This is a genomic window from Rhodococcus sp. 05-2254-6, assembly GCF_002258565.1.
Lineage (GTDB): Bacteria > Actinomycetota > Actinomycetes > Mycobacteriales > Mycobacteriaceae > Rhodococcoides.
Genome location: NZ_NOZF01000146.1, coordinates 1 through 18,165, shown reverse-complemented (window position 1 = coordinate 18,165; position 18,165 = coordinate 1). Strand labels below are relative to the sequence as shown.

Genomic DNA, 18,165 nt, shown 5'->3' with positions numbered 1-18,165 from the left:
CCATGCCCTCGGTGAGGGTGACGGCCGGCGCCGTGTCGAACACTTGCCCGACCGTCAATTCATCGAAAAATGGACTGCGTTCGGTCGTGAGACGCTCACCTACCACTGACATCGGTTACTCAACCTTCACATATCGACAACGTGAACAGCTAGAATACTGTCAGATATTTATCGCGTTGAACATCCTTGATCACTGGACCGAAAGTGCGCAGTCGCACAAGTGAGCGTCGAGCGCCCAGAAACTCATTCGGTCGACAGCGTGGGAGACTGTAAGACCATTGATGTGTCAGCCGTCAACGCGAGCACTTATTCAACGCCGACTGGAGATCACATGCCTTCCACCCCAACCAGTTCTTTCAAAGCGCGTCAGGTAACTCGCCCCCGCGATCAGGTGGAAGAGCAGTTACGCGAGGCAATCCTCGACGGGCGCTTCAAACAGGGTGCCAAGCTCCCACCCGAGACAGAGCTCGCCCAGCTGTTCGGAGTCAGCCGCCCGACCGTCCGAGAAGCACTCGGCGCACTCGTCAGTTCAGGGCTCATCCGGAAGATCCCCGGAGTTGCCGGCGGCAGCTTCGTGAATACGGTGACACCACATTCGCTGAGTCAGATGCTCAGCGAATCCATGGACACCATTGTCCGCATCGGCGCGCTGGACATCGCCGAGATCACCGAGGTGCGGCGGCTCCTCGAGATCCCCGCCGCAGAGTGGGCCGCGCGCAACCGAACAGACGAAGACATAGTGAAGATTCGAAGTGTCATCGACCTGCAGAAGAACATCACGATCGACGATCCGGAGATCCCGGAGTACGACCTTCGCTTCCACACCGCGATCGGCTATGCATCGGGAAATCGGCTGCTCGCGGCCTTCATTTCGTCGGTGCACGACGCCACCCACCCCGCCCAGTTCCTGGACGTGACGCCCGAGGTCGCGAAAAAGACGGTTCGTCAACACATCGCCATCGAGGCAGCGATCGAGGCTCGCGACCCGGAGAAGGCCGGAGCGGCCATGAGAGAACACCTGGACTTCGTGCTGCAGTACTCGCTCCCCTGCTGACGAACAAGCCGAGCCGCATGCCCATCCTTATTGTCAGACATTAAACTGACTGCTAGTTTTGGTGGACACTTCCTTTCTGGACTACATCCTGCGGCTGGAGATCACCCATGACGAACACTGCATTACAGCCGGACGGCGAGCCACTGAGAATTCTGGTCACCGGAGCAGCGGGCTTCGTCGGGTCTCATGTAGTGGAGCTTCTGGCTGCCGATTCGGACACAACCGTGATCGCTACCGACGCGGGCGGCGAGGCCATGCTGAAGGAATTGGACAGACTGGACGGTGTGACTGCGTATTCGGCAGATCTTCGAGATCCGTCCTCGATCACCTCGATGGTCCGCGACGTCGACGTGATCGTCCATCTCGCAGCTGTCCGGACGAAGGCATCGTCCTCGAACACCCGTGACGCGCACGAGGTCAACGTCGGATCCACCTACGACCTGCTGACCGCGGCGAGCGACTCCAGCGCGCGAAGGTTCGTTTTCGGGTCTTCGCACACCGTCTACGGCTCGTTTCCCGATGCCCACCGTGCCCCGTTCGCAGAAGACGAGCCGTGGCCCTGTTCCGGGGTCAACATGTACGCGGCCACCAAACTCGCGGGCGAGGCCTATTGCGAGGCGTTCGCATCGGCGGGTGGGCCCGACTATCTGGCGCTACGGCTGGGCACGATCTACGGCCCGCGCACCAGTCCGGGCTCGAACGGGTCGCTGATGACCGATCTCCTCGCGGCCGTTCGCGACGGCCGGACACCGACCATTCCGTGGGCCTCGACCGCTCAGCACGGGTTGATTCATGTTGCGGATGTCGCAGAAGCCGTCCGCCGCGCAATTTTTTCCGACGCGACAGGCATGGCGGTCAATGTCTCCGGCGTCCCGCGCACGTCCGCGGAGATCTACGGAGCCCTGGCCGAAATGGCTGGAAGTGATCCCACCGCAATAGTTTTCGACGAGAACCGGACTCGGCACCAGCTGGTGAGCCAACGTCGGATGAAGGATGTGCTGGGCTTCACGCCGGAGGTCGAACTGAAGGACGGCCTGCGCAGCGTGATCGAGTGGTTCGACACGACACTCGTGTGAAACGAGATGCGACGCCGACCGTGTGACGGTCGTACGTCGTACGTCGTACGTCGTACGTCGTACGTCGTTCGCTCGGCTGCCGTCAGAACAGGATTACGCCCTTGCCCGCGCGTTGCTTGTCGAACTCGGTATACGCCTCGGACACCTCGTCGAGCTTCCACCTATGAGTGAACAGCGCGTCGACCGGAAGGTTTTGCGCGACAATGAAGTCCGCGCACTCCTTCTGCCCCACCCAGGACATCGACCACGAGGTCATGACCGTCAACTGACGTCGCAGATACGGCAGCACGCCGATCCGGATCTCGGCGCCGACACCCACGAAACATGCACGGCCCCATCGCGCCAAGCTGTCGACGAGGTCGGCAGCGGCGATGGACGACCCGGACGTCTCGATCCCCAGTGGCACTCCGTCGGCACCTGCCACCTTCCGGACCGCCTCCGGTACCGGCCCGGCCGCCGGATCGATCGCAGCCACAGCGCCGAAGCTCAGTGCCTGCTCCCGCCTGGCGGCACTGAGGTCGACCGCGATGACGCGCGCACCCATGGCCGTCGCGAGCATCGTTGCGGACAACCCGACCGGCCCCTGCCCGAAGACGACCACCGTTCGTCCGCCGACGTCACCCACCCGGTCGAGAGCACCCCACGCGGTACCCGTTCCACACGAAATCGCCGCGCCTGCCTCGAAACTCAACGTGTCATCGAGTGGAACCAGGGTAGACGCAGGCACCTTGATGTACGGCGCGTGACCGCCATGGTCGTCGCTACCGAGCACGACGATCGGTGCGACGATACACATCTGAGACCACCCTGACCGGCAGTCCGAGCAGGCCCCACAGCCGATGTAGTGATGGATCATCACCCGGTCGCCGACCTTCGCGACGGTGTCCGAGACACCCTCGCCCACCGCGTGCACCACACCCGCGGGCTCGTGTCCGGCGATGCAGCGTCCTTCGCCATCGGTGGGCTCGGCCCGGTAGTAGTTGAGGTCGCTACCGCACAGTCCCGACGCCTTGGTGGCCACGACGACTTCGCCCTCACCCGGTGTGGGTTCCGGAAAGTCACGCAGTTCGACCTTCCTGTCGCCGAGGTATACCGCTCCTTGCATCACGTACTCCTGTCGTTCGCCATTGTCTCAACTTCGTTCATCGATCCGAGCGGGCTATCCGATGACACCGCGCTGGTGCAGGCCGGCCAACTCGGCACCCGACAGGCCAAGTGTGTCGGCAAGGACTTCGTCCGTGTTCGCCGACAAGCCTGGTGCTGCAGCAGATGTCGCATGCACGTCACCCCACCGCCACGGTGCCGCAGCGCTGAGCATGGTGCCGACGCCCGGTTGATCGATCTCGTGCACGATGCCGACCGAATCCGCGAGCGCGAGCTGCACTACCTCGCTCATATCGCGGTACGGACTCCACAGCGCTCTTGCCGCGTCGAGTGCCTGCTCTATTTCGGAGAAATCGCGCGCCATGAACCAGGGTCGGAGAACGGATTCGATCGTTTCTCGAAAGCGGAACCGCTCGCCTTCGTCGTCGAGGTCCGCACCGAACGTCTCCGCCAACGCCGAGAACACTGTCTCGGTGCCCGTGGCCCGCTGCACGGCATGCCACTGACCCGTCGTCAGCGCGACGACCATGACGCGACGACCGTCCGAGGTCTCGAAATCGACACCGAAGGTCCCGAACATGTGATTGCCCAGTCGTGCTCTGGCACTACCGGATTCGTGCGCCTCCGCCAACCACCCCATGTCCGCCACACCGGCGAGAGCCACGTCGGACAACGCCACGTCCACCTTGGACCCGTTCCCCGTCCGATCGCGATGGACCAGCGCCGCTGACACAGATGTCGCGGCGATCATCCCCGTCACGAGATCCCATGCGGGAAGCACGTGATTGACAGGTCCCACAGAGTGGCTCGGACCCGTCATCATCGGCACACCGATCTCGGCATTGATCGAATAATCGACCGCAGGCAATCCGCCCCTGCGTCCTTCGATGTGGACATGGATAGCGTCGGCACGGTGCTCGGCAAGCTGCTCGTAACGAATCCTGCTGCGGCCCACCATGTTGTCGACCAGAATTCCGCTTCCGGGACCGGGCGCGGTCACCAGTCCGACGAGGAGTTCGCGACCCTCGGGAGTCCGATGGTCGATGGTCACGGATCGCTTGCCACGGTTGAGGTTCGCCCAGAACAAGCTCGATCCGGTACGAGAGAGCGGCCACCGCCCGGCGTCACTACCGCCGGCCGGCGGATCCACTCTGATGACATCCGCCCCGAGCTGGGAGAGTGCAAGCCCGGCGGACGGACCGGCCACGAACGAGGACGCTTCGATGACGCGAACGCCTGCAAGCGGCCCCGTCACCTCACCGATCACGTTCTCGCCAGTGCCGGGTCAGCCGCGACGAGTGTGTCGGCAACCGCCGCCGACACACCTACAGCCTTGAGCTCGACATATGCTTCGAGTCCCTCCGGCCCGTTCTCCCGACCCAATCCACTGAGCTTGATCCCGCCCATCGGTGCGGAGAAACCGGCCGGACTGCCGTTCACCTCGACCGTGCCGGTATGCATGCGCCCGGCGACACGCAGGCCGCGCTGAACGTCCCCGGTGAACACCGCACCGTTGAGTCCGTAGTCCGAGTCGTTGGCCAACTCGATGGCGTGCGCCTCGTCGCGGTACGACAGCACCGACACCACGGGCCCGAAGATCTCTTCCCGCACGATCTTCATGTCGGGAGTGGCATCGACGAAGATGGTCGGCTCGACGAACCACCCGCGATCGAGGTCCTTCGGCCGACCACCGCCGAGCACGCAACGCGCACCCTCGGCCCGCCCGGCGGCGATGTAGCCCTCCACGACCGCGCGCTGACGCTCGGAGACCAGGGGTCCGATCTGGGTCTCGGGGTCCATCGGGTCACCGACGGGCATCGCCGACACCATCGCTACGAGACGGTCGGTGAACTCCTCCTGCTGCGACTCGTGCACGAGAATGCGAGTCTTGAGCGAGCACACCTGGCCGCTGTTGCGGAACGATCCCATGCGGAGCGCTTCGACAGCCTGGTCCAGGTCCGCGTCGGGAAGCACCACTGCGGCCGACTTGCCACCGAGTTCGAGAGTGACGCGGCGCAGGTCCTCGCCGCAGCGCGCAGCGATGCTTCGCCCCGCTGCCGGGGATCCGGTGAACGTCACCTTGTCCACCAGCGGATGCCCGACGAGATACGCACTCGCCTCTCGGCCTGCCGGCACGACGTTCAGCACTCCGGGTGGCAGACCGGCTTCGGTTGCCAACTCGGCCAACAGATACGCATCCAACGGCGTTTCCGGCGACGGCTTGAGCACCATCGTGCAGCCGGCGATGAGCGCGGGCACGAGTTTCTGCACGTTGATCGAGAGCGGCATGTTCCACGGAGACACGGCAGCAACGACGCCGACAGGGCTGCGAGTGACGAGAGCGTTCGCCAGCTCGGAACGTCGCAGCGAACGCCACGGGAACTCCGCTGCGATGTCGAGGGACGCGTCGATGACCTTGACCGGGTTGGCCGCCTGAATGGACCGAGATTGGGTGATGGGACAACCCATCTCGGTAGTGATCGTCGTGGCGAGGTCCTCTGCGTTGTCCAGGAACAGCTGCCTCAGCCGCTGCAGAATCTCGAGGCGGTCCTGCAGCGTGGTGCCGCGCCACTTACCGTCGTCGAAAGCACGGCGCGCAGCACGAACAGCGGTATCCATGTCGTCGACGGATCCTGCGGGTACTGTCCCGTAGACCTCGCCGGTTGTCGGCGAGATGAGTTCGGTCATTTCGGACGACGCAGGGGCGATCCACTCTCCGTCGACGAAAATCGTTTCGTACGTTGACTTCTGCATGTCCTTCAACTTCTGCATATCGAATGCCTCACGCGTCCGCGGTTGCACGTGTCGCGGTGAGACGGATGTCCCGCGCGACAAGCATGCTCTGAACCTGATTGGTGCCGTCGTAGATCTCGGCGATCTTCGCATCGCGCAGTAGCCGCTCGACACCGAGCGAGACCAGGTCGCCGTCCGGCCCCAGAAGCTCGACGCATCGCGCGGCGACCGTCGTTCCCAATGTCGTGCAGTGCATCTTGACCAACGACACTTCGGCGACGGGCTCGTCGACGCTCGAGTCCACCTGAGCGCACACGGACAGCAGCATCGCCCGCGCCGCCGTGATGTCGCCGCGCAACCGGGCGAGCTCGAACTGCAGGTCCTGCGCATGCAACGTCTTCGACGACAGCAGATCTCGATCCGCAGCCCAGGACACCACTGCGTCGAACGCTCCCTGCGCGAACCCCACGCCCTGCGCCGCTGCGCTGATCCGCGATCGAACGACGGAGCGCAGCAACAGCGGATAGCCGTCGCCTTCCTCGCCCATTCGAGCCGAGACCGGGATTCGGCAGTCCTGGAACGACAACGTCACCGTCGACGCGCCCTTCTGACCGAGCTTCTTCATGGGCGGACCCGGCACGAAGCCGTCGAGAGTCGCCGTGTCGAGCAGAAACGCTGTGATACCCGACTTTCCGAGGGCTGTGTTCACCGTGGCGAACAGAACGATCACGTCGGCGCGGTCACCGTTGGAAATGAACGTCTTCTCGCCGTTGACTACGTAGCTGTCCCCGTCTCGACGCGCAACCGTACGCATCGAACTGACATCGGATCCCGCGCCGGGTTCTGTGAGTGCGATGGATCCAATCGCAGTCGCTGCGCACAGTGCCGGGACCCAGCGCTCACTCTGCTCCCGTGTGCCCTGCAGATGAATCGGGTGAGCGGCGTGCATCTGCGTCATGTAGACGGTTGATGTCGCTCCGCACGCTGCCGAAATACGCAGCAGCGCTTCGGCGTAGGTGGAGGTGCTCGCTCCCGCGCCACCAAGCGACTTCTGCATCTGCAGAATGCCCAGGCCCGCTTCTGCCAACTCGGAGATCGCGGCGGCGGGGAATGTCCCCGTCGCGTCGATCGTCTGTGCTTCGGGAGCGATGGTGCGCGCGATGACCGAATCGACGATGTCGATGATGTCGTAGTCGATGCTGGCCCACGGTGTACTCATGTGTTCTCCTGGTGGAAGACGGGTGCGCGACGCTCTGCGAAGGATGTGATCCCTTCCTGCCCGTCGCGCGCAGCAATGGAGATGGCAGCGAGGGCCGCCTCATGATCGAGCGCTGCAGCACTGAACGCCGACCGCGCCGCATCGAGAATGTTCGCGACCCCGGTTCTGCTTCCCGACGCGATCAGCTCGGCCAGGCGTCGGGCCTCAGCGGTCGAATGCTCCGGCGGCGACGGAGGTACCGAGAGCAGACCGATCTGCCAGGCACGATCCGCGTCGACACGCTCCCCCCCGAGCATCATGAGAAGCGCCGCCGGTTTGCTCACGGACATGGCGAGCCGCTGGGTGCCGCCGAAACCCGGGATGCACCCGATGCGCGCCTCGGGGAGGCCGAATCGACTCCGATCGGACGCCACTACCAGGTGGCAGGACAACATCAACTCGAAACCGCCACCGAGCGCGAATCCGTCGACGTCGGCTATGACCGGGATCACCGAGTCGGCAATGGCTTTCATGGTTCGTTGACCGGCTCGAATGAACGCGTGCGCAGCTTCGACATCGAGCCCGCGGATCTCGTCGAGATCGGCACCGGCGCTGAAGGCTCTGTCCCCACTGCCACGAATGATGATGGCACCGAGGGAATTATCGTGTTGTGCGTCGGTGACTACGCCGAGAATCTCCCCTAGGACGGTGGAGTTGAGTGCGTTCAGTTGGCCCGGACGGGTGATCTCGATGGTCAGCACGCGTCCGGAACGCATGGTGTCGATCACGGAACCCATACGACCTCCTCGTTCGCCAACTGTGCGATCGCCGCATCGTCGAGTCCGATCTCGCTCAGCACAGCCCGGCCGTGTTCCCCGCGCAGAGGTGCCGGAATACGAGACTGCCGATCCTCCGGGTCGGACGCAAGCCGCCATGGCGTACCCACGCCGCGAAACGTACCGGCCACCGGGTGCTCGTAGGAGACGATGGCCCTGCGCGCTTCGACCTGTGGGTCGGAGACCACCTCCGACAATGAGTTGATCTGCGAGCACGGAACACCGACGGCCTGCAGTGTCTTCAGCGCGGCCTCGGACGGCATGGTCTCGAGTCGAGCTTGAAAATGTCCTACCACCTCGTCCCTCTTGGCGCGTCGATCGGCGTTGGTACGCAGATCTTCTCGTCGTCCCAATTCGTCCAACCCGAGCGCCGCGCACGCACGACGCCAGTGACCGTCGTTGCCGATGGCGACCACGATGGGACGGTCGGCTGTCTTCATGGACTGGTAGATGGCCACGACCGAGTCGCGCCCAGAGCACGGTGACGGCTCCGGCTCGCCGGCGAGGTAGCTCGCGATACGCGGTGACATGAATGCCAAATCGGCTTCGAGCAAAGCGATGTCGACGATCTCGCCCTCCCCGGTGCGTTGCTGCTTTACCAGGGCCGACGACACAGCGAACGCAGCGACCGTTCCCGCCGCGACGTCGGACAGGGCTGTGCTGACGCGTTGCGGTACGCCGTCCGCGCCCGTCACGCTCATGATTCCCGATCGGGCCTGTGCTATCAGGTCGTAGCCCGGCAATGCGGAATCGGGTCCGGTGAGACCGAAACCGGAGAATGCACAGATAATCAACTGCGGGAAAGCCTTTCGCAGAGTGTCTGGACTCAAGCCGTGCTTCTCGAGTTTGACAGGATTGATATTCTCGATGAAGACGTCGGCGGTCTCGAGCAGCTTGAACAGGACGTCGCGGCCGGCCTGTCCACGGATGTCGAGGCACATGCTTCGCTTGTTTCGGTTCACCGACAGGAACCAGGCGGCCTCACCGTTGAGGAAGGGAGGGCCCCATCCACGCGCGTCGTCTCCGCGTGTCGGTTCGATCTTGATGACGTCCGCACCCATGTCGGCGAGGTACATCGAGGTCGTCGGTGCAGCGTAGGACGACGAGATGTCGACTACCCGAACACCGGCCAACGGTCCACTCGCTGCGTTCATGTTCTTCTCCGGTTCTGTGTCTGTGTCGCTGTCACAGGAGGCAGCAGTCATGGCAGCACGGCTGCTCGAGGGCCCAAGCCGAGTTGGGCGACTCGTGCGATGTGGAAGCGTCGCCCACCTGCCCTCGACGCGATACCGATGGCATCGCGCAACAATCCGGCGATGGGGTACTCGTCGATGTACCCGTACCCACCGTGCGCCTGAACGGCATCGATGCATACTGCGACAGCGGCGCGGCCGGCGACGGCCGACACAGGTGACGAAGCGGCGCCGTCGAGGGCCAGCACCAGCAGTGCTTCGGTCTCCCTGACTCGAAGATCCATGTCGGCGACCAGGGCACGCAGGCCGACGAAAGACCCGATGGGGACGCCGAACTGGTGACGACCCATGACATAGGCCTGCGACTCGAGCACGGCTCGGCGTGCCGTTCCGACCAGCGCGGCCCCGGTGAACAGGTCCCACCGCGAGACGAGCTCGGAGGCGTCGGCGTCGGCGACGACAGAGCCGGAGGGAAAGGTCACCGAGACCAAATCTGCCTGCGCCAGACCGGATCGCTCGCTGCCAATTGTTCCGACCGAATCGAAAGGCGCTGCGAACACCGATCCGGACTCTGCGTCCCACACCACTGCTCGCTGCGGTTCGAGTGCTGCCGACACGACGGTCGCGGAGCCGGCAAAGGCCAGTCCGAACGACGAGCCGTCCGGTCCTGCGTCGCGGCCGACGTGGTCGGCGGCGTATCGGCCGGCGAGCACGAAGGCGAGTGACGGAGATGTCTGCGCGACCACGCGGACGGTATGAGCAAGCCAGTGCACGCCGTCCGCCTCGTCCGCGACATCGCGCGCGAGATCGAGGAGTCCGGTGCTGTCCAACGCTCCGCGTGAGGCGCTCACCGAGTCGGACGAGTCAGCCACGGACGACGCAACCTTCGTCGCGGTCGTCATGAACGCCTCCAACTCGGGGCTCAGGGCGGTCATCGGTTGAACTTCGATCGGTCGGGCTCACGGCGCTCTTCGAAGGACTCCGACATCTCGGTGGCCTCCTGAGTGCTGCGATATGCAGTGAGCAGGAGGTCGTGAGCCATGCGTGCCTGCCCGACCACACCGGTGTGCCGTCCGGAGAATGCAGCCTTGAGTGCGCTCAACGCGAAGGGGCCACGACGGCGAAGCGTCTGCGCCAGCTCGTGTGCATGTGCGACCGGATCGTCGGCGATGTCGTTGATCAAACCCATGTCCAGCGCCTGCTCAGCGGAGTACTTGCGGTTCAGGTACCACATTTCCTTTGCGCGCCGACGCCCGATCGTTTGTTCCAGGTACCACGTGCCGTATCCGGCGTCGAAGCTTCCGACCATCGGCCCGACCTGACGAAAGATCGAATGCGGCGCAGCGACGGTCAGATCGCAGACGACCTGAAGGACGTTGCCGCCACCGACGGCGAAGCCGTTGACAGCCGCTATCACGGGCTTGGGCATCGTGTCGATGAACTCGTACAGGTCGATCACCGGCATCACGCTCGAGTAGTCGAGTGAGCTGAGCTCTTCGTGCTCACCGCCGATGCAGAAGAACTTGTCGCCGGTCCCGGTCAGCACTGCCGCATCGATGGTGGGCGTCTCTCGCACCATGCGGAACGCGTCGAGCAACTCGCGTGCGGTGGTGAAACGCAGCTTGTTCGCGTTCTCGGGGCGGTTGATCGCAATGGTTGCCACCCCCTCGTCGACGGAGACGACAATGTCTTCGTAGGTCATAGCGGTACCACTTTCTGTTCCGGTCCAGAATATCGTTTTGTAAGACATTTAGTCTGATACTTTCTTTACAGCAACGTACATTGTCATACAGATAGAAGCAACAAGATTTGTCCGGCGCGCGGCCCCGCCAACAACTTCCGGGAGACACACATGACCACAGCATCCACCCCGATCTGCGTTGTGGGCGCAGGAACGATGGGGCGTGGGATCGCGCAGACCGCGCTCTCCGCGGGCCACTCGGTAACACTTGTGGATCCGCAGGAAGCACAGCTGAAGGCCGCGACCGACGACATCGGGACCCGGTTGGCGAAGCGGCAGCCTGCCATCGCGGCTTCCCTGGACAGTCTGCTGAACACCTGCACGTCGATGGACCTCGCTCCCCAGCATCCGAACACGGTGGTCATCGAGGCCGTCCTCGAGTCGCTCGACGTCAAGGCCGCGGTCTTCACCGCGGCTGCCGACCACTTCGGCCCTCAGTGCATCCTCGCGACGAACACCTCGTCGCTGTCCGTCTCCGAAATCGCCGCCCGCTCCCCACTCCCCAGCCGAGTCGTCGGCATGCACTTCTTCAATCCGGTGCCGGTGATGAAGCTGGTCGAGGTCGTCACCGGGCTGCAGACCGACCAGCAGGTTGCGGACGACATCGACACGCTGGCGGTTGCGTGGGGCAAGACGGTCGCGCGGGTCACCAACGCACCTGGCTTCATCGTCAACCGGGTCGCGCGCGGCTTCTACGGCGAACCTCTTCGGCTTCTGCAGGAATCCGTGGCCTCTCCCGCCACACTCGACGCGATCATCCGCGGCGCTGGCCAATTCAGGATGGGCCCGTTCGAGCTCATGGATCTCATCGGCAACGACGTCAATGCCGCCGTGACGAGGACCGTGTGGACGGCCTTCAATTTCGACCCCCGCTTCGAACCGTCGCGCATCCAGGACGAGCTCGTTGCGGCGGGCCGCTACGGACGCAAGCGTGGCCACGGCTTCTACTCCTATGCCGACGGTGCCACCGCGGACGCCCCCGCGCAGGTGGTGGCCGGGGCACTGCCCGGTGAGTCGATTCGACGAGGCGACAGCCCCGAACTCGACACTCTGGTGGAGCGAGCGCGCGTCGCGGTCACACGCGAGGAAACGGCACTGAGCGCGCGGGGCGAACTGGTACTCGACGGAACCGTAGTCGTGATCACGCGTGGCCGAACCGCGCGTTCCGAGTCGGCCGAGCGAGGCGGCGTACCCGTCGTCGTGCTCGACCGCTGCATCTCGGTGGCGTCCGCCACCGGTATCGCGATCGCATCCTCGCACCCCGAGGTGCTCTCGACCGTTGCGGCGATGCTCGAACGTGCAGGCATCGCCGCCCACCCCGTGTCCGATGTGCCGGGACTCGTGCTGGCTCGAACTTTGGCAGTCGTGGCGAACGAAGCGTGGGAGACCACCATGCACGGAGTGGCTACCCCCGACGACATCGATGTCGCCATGATGCTCGGCACGAACTACCCTGCCGGCCCGTTCGAATGGACGCGCGACTGGTCGCGGGCCGCAGTACTGGAACTGCTCGACGCGCTGTGGTCGAGCTACCACGACACCCGGTACCGAGCCAACCGCCTACTACGCGATTGACGGGAACCCGACATTCGGCGGTCTCGATTGCGAGGTTTGCGTCGCCCCGGCGGTTCACGGGAGGCGATTTCCAGACGATACTATGATCCATGACACAGTCGAGCGGAGCGTCGCGGCTTCCCCGACCCGAGATCGACGCCGAACTCCGGGCTGGGCTCGCCATCGTGGGTGGAGTCTTCCCGCCGACGATCACTCCTGACCTCATCGCCTTCATGCGGCGGTCGTACGCGTCGCCGCCCCTCCCCGACATCCTGCAGGGGCACCTCGTGGACCACCTCGAGCACGTGGTCCGCGGCCACCTCGGCGACGAGATCGTCGTATCGGTATTTCGCTCCCCCGCCACGGCGGCCCGCGGCCGGTGATCCTATACGCCCATTCGGGAGGGCTCATGTTCGGCGACAGATTCAACGCGCTGGCACTGAACCTCGACTGGGTCGAACGCCTCGGTGCAGTCCTCGTGTCGCCGGAATACCGGTTGGCACCGGAGTTTCCGGACCCGTACGCACGCGAAGACCTGTTCTCGACACTGCGGTGGATCGTAGACAACGCATCGCCCCTTGGGGTGGACACCTCGCGCATCATGGTTGCCGGAGCCAGCGCCGGCGGCGGCCTCGCGGCTGGACTCGCTCTTGCTGCGCGCGACCGCGGCGGACCACGCCTGTGCGGTCAGTTGCTGATCTACCCCATGCTCGACGACCGCGGAACTGCCGTATCGACAAAGCAATTCGATGCCGTGGGCGTCTGGGACCGAGTGAGCAACGAGACCGGATGGCGCGCGGTGCTCGGCGAGCAGTACCGGACAGACGACGTCTCGCCCTACATCGCCCCGGCCCGCGCAACGGACCTCGCCGGCCTTCCACCTGCGTACATCGACGTCGGATCGGCCGAGATCTTCCGGGACGAGGCCGTCGACTATGCGACCTCCCTTTGGCACGCAGGAACCGACGCAGAGCTGCATGTGTGGAACGGCGGGTTCCACGCCTTCGACATCTTCGCTCCGCACACGACTCTCGCCCAGGGCATGATCCGCACCCGCAACGCGTGGGTCGAGAACCGCCTCGCCGATTGATTTTTCGCTCATCCCCGAGAAAAGGAGAATCAGCATGACCGCATCACAGGTCGACCGCTCGACCTTCGAATCCGCAATCGACCCTGTTCTGAACAACGCTCCCGCATCGGTACCGGGCGTCGTCGCCGGCGTCACCGACAGGAACGAGACGTTGTATCTGAAGGCTTCCGGGTACCGAGACGTCGGTGCGAAGAGCAAGATGACCACCGACAGTGTCTTCGCGATCTTCTCGACCACGAAGGCGTTGACCGGAGTTGCCGCGTTGCAGCTGCGAGAGCAGGGACTGCTCGACTTCGACGCGCCCGCAAAGGAATATGCGCCGGCACTGGGCGAGGTGCAAGTGTTGGACGGGTTCGACGACGAGGGCCGACCCGTACTCCGTGCACCCAAGCGTGACATCACGACGAAGCATCTGCTCCTGCACACCGCCGGGTTCGGGTACGACTTCTTCAACGAGAAATACAACCGCCTCGCGGTCGAGCACGGCCAGCCCAGCATCGTCACCTCGAGCCGTAAGGCCCTGCAGACTCCGTTGCTGTTCGATCCCGGCGAGCAGTGGGAGTACGGCAGCAACATCGACTGGGCGGGGCAAGTGATCGAGGGGATCACCGGCAAGAGGCTCGGCCAGGTGATGCAGGAACGCATCCTGGCGCCGCTCGGCATGAACGACACCGCGTTCACCCTGTCGGACCGCACCCGCGATCGCGTGGCGACCATGCACCAGCGGGAAGCCGACGGTGCACTGACCCCCACGGACTTTGCGCTCCCCGACCCCGAGGTGGATATGGGTGGACATGGCCTGTATTCGACTGTCGGTGACTATCTTTCGTTCATCAGGATGTGGCTGAACGACGGGGCGTCCGCCTCGGGCGAGCAGATCCTGCGGCCCGAGACGGTTGATTTCGCACTGCAGAATCACCTCGGTGATCTGAAAGTCAAGATGCTTCCCGGGGTTATCCCGTCGCTCAGCAACAATGCCGAATTCTTCCCCGGCATGCCCAAGTCCTGGAGCTACACGTTCATGATCAACGACGAAGACGCACCCACGGGCCGACCAGCCGGAAGCAACGCCTGGGCGGGACTTGCGAACCTGTACTACTGGATCGATCGGCGCAACGGAATCGGCGGGTACTGGGCCACCCAAATCTTCCCGTTCGCCGATGCGGGATCCGTCGGCGGGTATCTCGATTTCGAGAAGGCCACCTACAGCGCTCTCCATGGCTGACAATGGGTAGAACACGATAGAGAGCGGCGGAAGGGGCCGAATGCAGGAGCTACTCGGCAAGATCTCGGCACTCGACCCCGACGCGAGCCTCGGAATTCGTGTGATCGCCTGTTTCGACGAGCTCATCAGAGGAAACGTCAACAGTCGTGCGCTGCTCAGCACCGCAGCGTCGCTCGCAGGATGCCCCGCAGGGCTGCAGGTGGACGACCCTGCACGAACGATGCGCATGACACCCGGCGGTGAAGAGCTCGACGGTCCGGGACCCGGCACGGTGCTTTCCTACGAGCTTCCCGGTAACGCCGAGGTGTGGCTGGAACGGCAGGGCGCGCCCCACCCGAACGACGCCATCATCGTCGAGCGTTTGGCTCTGTCCATCGGTGTCAGGCTGGGCATGGAGCGCCGCGACCTCGAACCCCGTCGAGACCTGGGGACCGCCCTGGACGCGCTGCGAGACCCAATGGAGCGTCGAGCAGCAGCAGAACGACTTGGCCTGAGAACAGGACAGTCCTACCGCATCGTGGCTGCGCCGCTGTTCGCGGTGTGGCAATCCCATCCGTCCGGGGCCGGCGACGTGGTCAACACCGCGTACGGCGCGATCCACATCGTGGTCGTCGACGCGCACGCCGACCGCCTCGACGTTCGCCCTTCGGGTGCTGGAATCGCGGTGGGGATCGACGATCTGGACTTCTCGCTACGCACGGCGATGGTCGCTCTCCAACTGTGTGACGGGGACAAAGAACCGTTCGTCGACGCGGATCGATACACCGGGATCGTGGAGTTGCTCGCCGATTCCTCCGAACGCCGAGCGGGACCCGACGTGCGCGCGATCGCGGACGTGATGAACCACCCGTGGGCGCGGTCGACGCTCGACGCTCTCCTCGACGCACCGTCGATCCGTCAGGCTGCCCGCCTTGCCGGGGTCCATCACAGCACCATGCAGTCTCGGGTCGATTGCGTGCAGGACATCATGTCCTTCGATCCGATGTCCGGTTACGGCCGAATTCGTCTTGGACTTGGGTATTTGCAGTACCGACTGGCCACATCACATGTCCTCGAGCTGCCGCCACCGATACATCACTCGGGCGGATGATCAGGCCGTGTAACGCTCCATGACCGCCAGAATTCCGGCCCGGACATCGGGGCGGGCGATCAGCGAGATATTTGCCGCCAGGCTTGCGCGAAGGGCCATGTCGAGCTCGACGGTGGACCTCGTACGAACGATCTTCTTGACACTCGCGTACGTAGCCGACGGCCCTTTCGTCATCTCTCGGGCCACCTCGATGGCTCGGTCGGACAGAGCGTCGGGTTCGCATACCTCACTGACCATGCCCAGTGCGAGAGCCCGGTCGGCAGTGATGAACTCGCCCGTCGCAAGCATGCGCAGCGCGGCGGCCGGACCGATGAGAGACGGTAGGAGGTACGCACCGCCCGCTACCGGAACCATACCGAGATTGACGTAGCTCTCGGCAAATCGCGCCCTCGACGACGCAAGCCGCACGTCACAGGCGAGCCCGAAGTCCAGACCTCCTGCAGTTGCGGCCCCGTTGTATGCAGCGACTACCGGAACCGCTGCACCCCAAAGCAATCGAACGGTGTGCTGCACGGCAGGCATCCAGGTTGCGGCGAGGTACTCCATCAACCCATCCGGACCGTCGGCGTTGTAGACGTCGTACATCTCTCGAACGTCAGCGCCAGCGCAGAACACTTTGCCGGTACCGGTGAGCACCACAGCGGAAACCGAGTCGGACTCCGCGAGTTCTGCCACCGCTTCGCCCATGCGTCGCACGACGTCCGGGGTCACCGAATTTCCTCTGTCCGGCCGGTTCAGTCGGACAGTTCCGATTTCTTCTGCCACCGATACGACGATGTCCGTCACGTCATTTCTCCACTCTGGTCACGTTGGCCGGCACACCGCTCGGGTCCGCAACCCACGACTGCACGATCTTCTTGATGTCGCCTCGCGCGATCTTCGACTCTCCCGAGGCGCGTGGAATGGGATCCGGTGACACGAATATGTGACCAGGCCGCTTGAATCCGGCGAGGTTGTTCTTCAGCCACGCGTCGAGGTCGGCGCCGACGGACTCCCAGGGCTCGGACAGGTGCACGTATGCCGCCGGAGTCTCCCCCCACTTCGCGTCGGGAACACCGACCACCACGGCTTCGCGGACGGCTGCGTGCTTCTCGAAAGCCCGCTCGATCTCCACCGGTTGAATGTTCGTACCACCGGTGATGATCGTTTCGCTCGCGCGACCGACGATGTAGATGCGCCCCGACTCGTCGAGGTGACCGAGATCGGAAGTGCGCCACCACCCGTCGGGAAGCAACCGTTCGGCGTGCTCGTCCTCGGAGCCGAGCAGTGTGCTCGCGACGCTCGGTGTCCTGATCACCAGTTCGCCGTCGACACCCGGTTCAGGACTGTCGAGGACCACGCCGTCGGTGTAGACGGAGAACTCCACACCGGGAACCGGCCGCCCGATCGACGCCCAGAGTTCGCGCTGCTTCATGTCGGTCCGCGACAGCAGCGTCGTCGATGCGGGCGCTTCCGTCTGGCCCCAGCACTGAATCAACGCGTCGGTGTGTTCCCCCACCACCTCGAGCGCGGGCAGAGCCGCCGGCTCACCAGCGAGCATGAGGCAACTGAGCGACGACCCTCGCAGTGCGGCCAGTCCTGCGAGCGTGCTCATGCGTCGCAGCATCGTCGGGACCGCGAACATCCAGGTGATCCCTCGCCCGACGATCACATCGAGCATCTGCTCCGCATCGAAGCGGTCCATGAACACGTTGGTGCCGCCGCAGAGCAGGGTGGGCAGAACGCTCCAGCCACCGGCGTACACCAGCGGCGCAACTTGCAGCGTTCGCGGCCTGTCGACCGGTCCACTGCTGCTCATCACCCAGGTGTTCCCGAGGATCGCCGCACGAGCACCTCGATGAGAGATGGCTATCCCCTTGGGTTTTCCGGTGGAGCCGGAGCTGAAGCGAATGTGATAAAGGTCGTCGGGACCGGTCGCGGCCTGTACGGATGTCGGTGCGCCGCCTGCGACGATCCCGGCGAACATCAGCCATCCGTCCCGTGGCCCGATGTGCACTCGCAGGATGTCGGCGCCGTCGAGAACCTCGTCGAGTACGTGGTGCTCGAATTCGCTTTGCTCAAAGCAGGACTCGTCAAAGTTCCCCTCAATCATCGGTTCGCTCCGAACGAGCTCCGTCGGTGCATCGAATTGGCGGACGTTCGTCTTGTCGTGGCCGACGACGCATCGTCTGCCGTACTCGACGAGGTTCTCGACGGCGCCGACATCCTGCGAGTGCACATCGGGCCACGGGACGGATGGCTGATGTTCGCCGGGATCGTCGCAGGCGGCGC

The 18,165-nt window shown here is 64.2% G+C and carries 18 protein-coding genes and 1 pseudogene; 8 read left to right on the top strand and 11 right to left on the bottom strand.

The window, feature by feature from the left end:
• Positions 1–112, bottom strand: a pseudogene (locus CH256_RS28675) (acyl dehydratase); the annotation flags it as partial.
• A 108-nt stretch (positions 113–220) separates the two neighbouring features.
• On the opposite strand from CH256_RS28675, the gene CH256_RS20200 reads away from it, so the two are divergent.
• Positions 221–1,054 carry a FadR/GntR family transcriptional regulator gene (locus tag CH256_RS20200; protein ID WP_230596193.1) on the top strand — a complete coding sequence of 278 codons (834 nt, stop codon included), beginning with the start codon at positions 221–223 and terminating at the stop codon, positions 1,052–1,054.
• Between the two features lie 107 nt (positions 1,055–1,161).
• Positions 1,162–2,130: an NAD-dependent epimerase/dehydratase family protein gene (locus CH256_RS20195; protein ID WP_094670433.1), complete on the top strand. Its 969-nt coding sequence runs from the start codon at positions 1,162–1,164 to the stop codon at positions 2,128–2,130.
• Positions 2,131–2,212: 82 nt separating this feature from the next.
• Here the strand turns inward: CH256_RS20195 and CH256_RS20190 are convergent, their stop codons facing one another.
• The 8 genes from CH256_RS20190 to CH256_RS20155 are packed head-to-tail and all read right to left on the bottom strand — an operon-like array spanning position 2,213 to position 10,896.
• The gene (locus tag CH256_RS20190) at positions 2,213–3,235 is read right to left on the bottom strand and encodes a zinc-dependent alcohol dehydrogenase family protein (RefSeq protein ID WP_037189090.1); all 1,023 of its coding nucleotides are present in this window, start codon (positions 3,233–3,235) and stop codon (positions 2,213–2,215) included.
• Between the two features lie 54 nt (positions 3,236–3,289).
• A complete protein-coding gene (locus tag CH256_RS20185) occupies positions 3,290–4,489 on the bottom strand; it encodes a CoA transferase (protein WP_230596192.1) in 1,200 nt (399 codons plus the stop codon).
• A gap of 8 nt (positions 4,490–4,497) precedes the next feature.
• Positions 4,498–5,988, bottom strand: coding sequence for an aldehyde dehydrogenase (locus CH256_RS20180; RefSeq protein WP_037189162.1), 1,491 nt, complete (start codon positions 5,986–5,988; stop codon positions 4,498–4,500).
• Positions 5,989–6,016: 28 nt separating this feature from the next.
• The gene (locus CH256_RS20175) at positions 6,017–7,186 is read right to left on the bottom strand and encodes an acyl-CoA dehydrogenase family protein (RefSeq protein ID WP_037189087.1); all 1,170 of its coding nucleotides are present in this window, start codon (positions 7,184–7,186) and stop codon (positions 6,017–6,019) included.
• A complete protein-coding gene (locus CH256_RS20170; RefSeq protein WP_037189086.1) occupies positions 7,183–7,962 on the bottom strand; it encodes an enoyl-CoA hydratase/isomerase family protein in 780 nt (259 codons plus the stop codon). The genes CH256_RS20175 and CH256_RS20170 overlap by 4 nt, the downstream gene beginning before the upstream one ends.
• Complete coding sequence (locus tag CH256_RS20165) at positions 7,950–9,155, bottom strand: CaiB/BaiF CoA transferase family protein (RefSeq protein ID WP_037189160.1); 1,206 nt, start codon at positions 9,153–9,155, stop codon at positions 7,950–7,952. Before CH256_RS20165 ends, CH256_RS20170 begins: the two co-directional genes overlap by 13 nt.
• A gap of 47 nt (positions 9,156–9,202) precedes the next feature.
• The gene (locus CH256_RS20160; protein WP_037189084.1) at positions 9,203–10,129 is read right to left on the bottom strand and encodes an acyl-CoA dehydrogenase family protein; all 927 of its coding nucleotides are present in this window, start codon (positions 10,127–10,129) and stop codon (positions 9,203–9,205) included.
• Entirely contained in the window at positions 10,126–10,896 is a 771-nt protein-coding gene (locus CH256_RS20155) for an enoyl-CoA hydratase-related protein (RefSeq protein WP_037189083.1), read from the bottom strand. Before CH256_RS20155 ends, CH256_RS20160 begins: the two co-directional genes overlap by 4 nt.
• A 150-nt stretch (positions 10,897–11,046) precedes the next feature.
• Here CH256_RS20155 and CH256_RS20150 point away from each other — a divergent pair, with 150 nt between their 5' ends.
• From CH256_RS20150 to CH256_RS20135, 5 genes are all read left to right on the top strand, one after another.
• The gene (locus CH256_RS20150; RefSeq protein WP_037189081.1) at positions 11,047–12,510 is read left to right on the top strand and encodes a 3-hydroxyacyl-CoA dehydrogenase NAD-binding domain-containing protein; all 1,464 of its coding nucleotides are present in this window, start codon (positions 11,047–11,049) and stop codon (positions 12,508–12,510) included.
• 89 nt (positions 12,511–12,599) lie between these two features.
• On the top strand, positions 12,600–12,872 hold the full coding sequence (locus CH256_RS28670; protein ID WP_256989497.1) for a hypothetical protein: 273 nt from the start codon (positions 12,600–12,602) through the stop codon (positions 12,870–12,872).
• Positions 12,873–12,898: 26 nt separating this feature from the next.
• Positions 12,899–13,579, top strand: coding sequence for an alpha/beta hydrolase (locus tag CH256_RS20145; protein ID WP_256989496.1), 681 nt, complete (start codon positions 12,899–12,901; stop codon positions 13,577–13,579).
• 34 nt (positions 13,580–13,613) lie between these two features.
• Positions 13,614–14,804, top strand: a complete 1,191-nt coding sequence (locus CH256_RS20140) for a serine hydrolase domain-containing protein (protein WP_094670432.1) — start codon at positions 13,614–13,616, stop codon at positions 14,802–14,804.
• A 40-nt stretch (positions 14,805–14,844) separates the two neighbouring features.
• Positions 14,845–15,894, top strand: a complete 1,050-nt coding sequence (locus CH256_RS20135) for a hypothetical protein (protein ID WP_094670431.1) — start codon at positions 14,845–14,847, stop codon at positions 15,892–15,894.
• Here the strand turns inward: CH256_RS20135 and CH256_RS20130 are convergent, their stop codons facing one another.
• Together CH256_RS20130 and CH256_RS20125 are read right to left on the bottom strand one after the other, a co-directional pair.
• Positions 15,895–16,680: an enoyl-CoA hydratase/isomerase family protein gene (locus CH256_RS20130; RefSeq protein WP_094670430.1), complete on the bottom strand. Its 786-nt coding sequence runs from the start codon at positions 16,678–16,680 to the stop codon at positions 15,895–15,897.
• A gap of 1 nt (position 16,681) precedes the next feature.
• Entirely contained in the window at positions 16,682–17,860 is a 1,179-nt protein-coding gene (locus tag CH256_RS20125) for a class I adenylate-forming enzyme family protein (protein ID WP_256989495.1), read from the bottom strand.
• A 24-nt stretch (positions 17,861–17,884) separates the two neighbouring features.
• Here CH256_RS20125 and CH256_RS20120 point away from each other — a divergent pair.
• The coding region (locus tag CH256_RS20120; protein WP_256989494.1) for a long-chain fatty acid--CoA ligase at positions 17,885–18,165 on the top strand (281 nt) is incomplete at its 3' end.

What these genes read in the sequence shown, in the direction of transcription:
- CH256_RS20170 (WP_037189086.1), bottom strand. Translation starts at nt 7,962, where the DNA reads ATGGGTTCCGTGATCGACACCATGCGTTCCGGACGCGTGCTGACCATC.
- CH256_RS28670 (WP_256989497.1), top strand. Translation starts at nt 12,600, where the DNA reads ATGACACAGTCGAGCGGAGCGTCGCGGCTTCCCCGACCCGAGATCGAC.
- CH256_RS20180 (WP_037189162.1), bottom strand. Translation starts at nt 5,988, where the DNA reads ATGCAGAAGTCAACGTACGAAACGATTTTCGTCGACGGAGAGTGGATC.
- CH256_RS20150 (WP_037189081.1), top strand. Translation starts at nt 11,047, where the DNA reads ATGACCACAGCATCCACCCCGATCTGCGTTGTGGGCGCAGGAACGATG.
- CH256_RS20155 (WP_037189083.1), bottom strand. Translation starts at nt 10,896, where the DNA reads ATGACCTACGAAGACATTGTCGTCTCCGTCGACGAGGGGGTGGCAACC.
- CH256_RS20125 (WP_256989495.1), bottom strand. Translation starts at nt 17,860, where the DNA reads ATGTTCGCCGGGATCGTCGCAGGCGGCGCACCGACATCCGTACAGGCC.
- CH256_RS20140 (WP_094670432.1), top strand. Translation starts at nt 13,614, where the DNA reads ATGACCGCATCACAGGTCGACCGCTCGACCTTCGAATCCGCAATCGAC.
- CH256_RS20135 (WP_094670431.1), top strand. Translation starts at nt 14,845, where the DNA reads ATGCAGGAGCTACTCGGCAAGATCTCGGCACTCGACCCCGACGCGAGC.
- CH256_RS20165 (WP_037189160.1), bottom strand. Translation starts at nt 9,155, where the DNA reads ATGAACGCAGCGAGTGGACCGTTGGCCGGTGTTCGGGTAGTCGACATC.
- CH256_RS20195 (WP_094670433.1), top strand. Translation starts at nt 1,162, where the DNA reads ATGACGAACACTGCATTACAGCCGGACGGCGAGCCACTGAGAATTCTG.
- CH256_RS20160 (WP_037189084.1), bottom strand. Translation starts at nt 10,129, where the DNA reads ATGACCGCCCTGAGCCCCGAGTTGGAGGCGTTCATGACGACCGCGACG.
- CH256_RS20175 (WP_037189087.1), bottom strand. Translation starts at nt 7,186, where the DNA reads ATGAGTACACCGTGGGCCAGCATCGACTACGACATCATCGACATCGTC.
- CH256_RS20190 (WP_037189090.1), bottom strand. Translation starts at nt 3,235, where the DNA reads ATGCAAGGAGCGGTATACCTCGGCGACAGGAAGGTCGAACTGCGTGAC.
- CH256_RS20145 (WP_256989496.1), top strand. Translation starts at nt 12,899, where the DNA reads ATGTTCGGCGACAGATTCAACGCGCTGGCACTGAACCTCGACTGGGTC.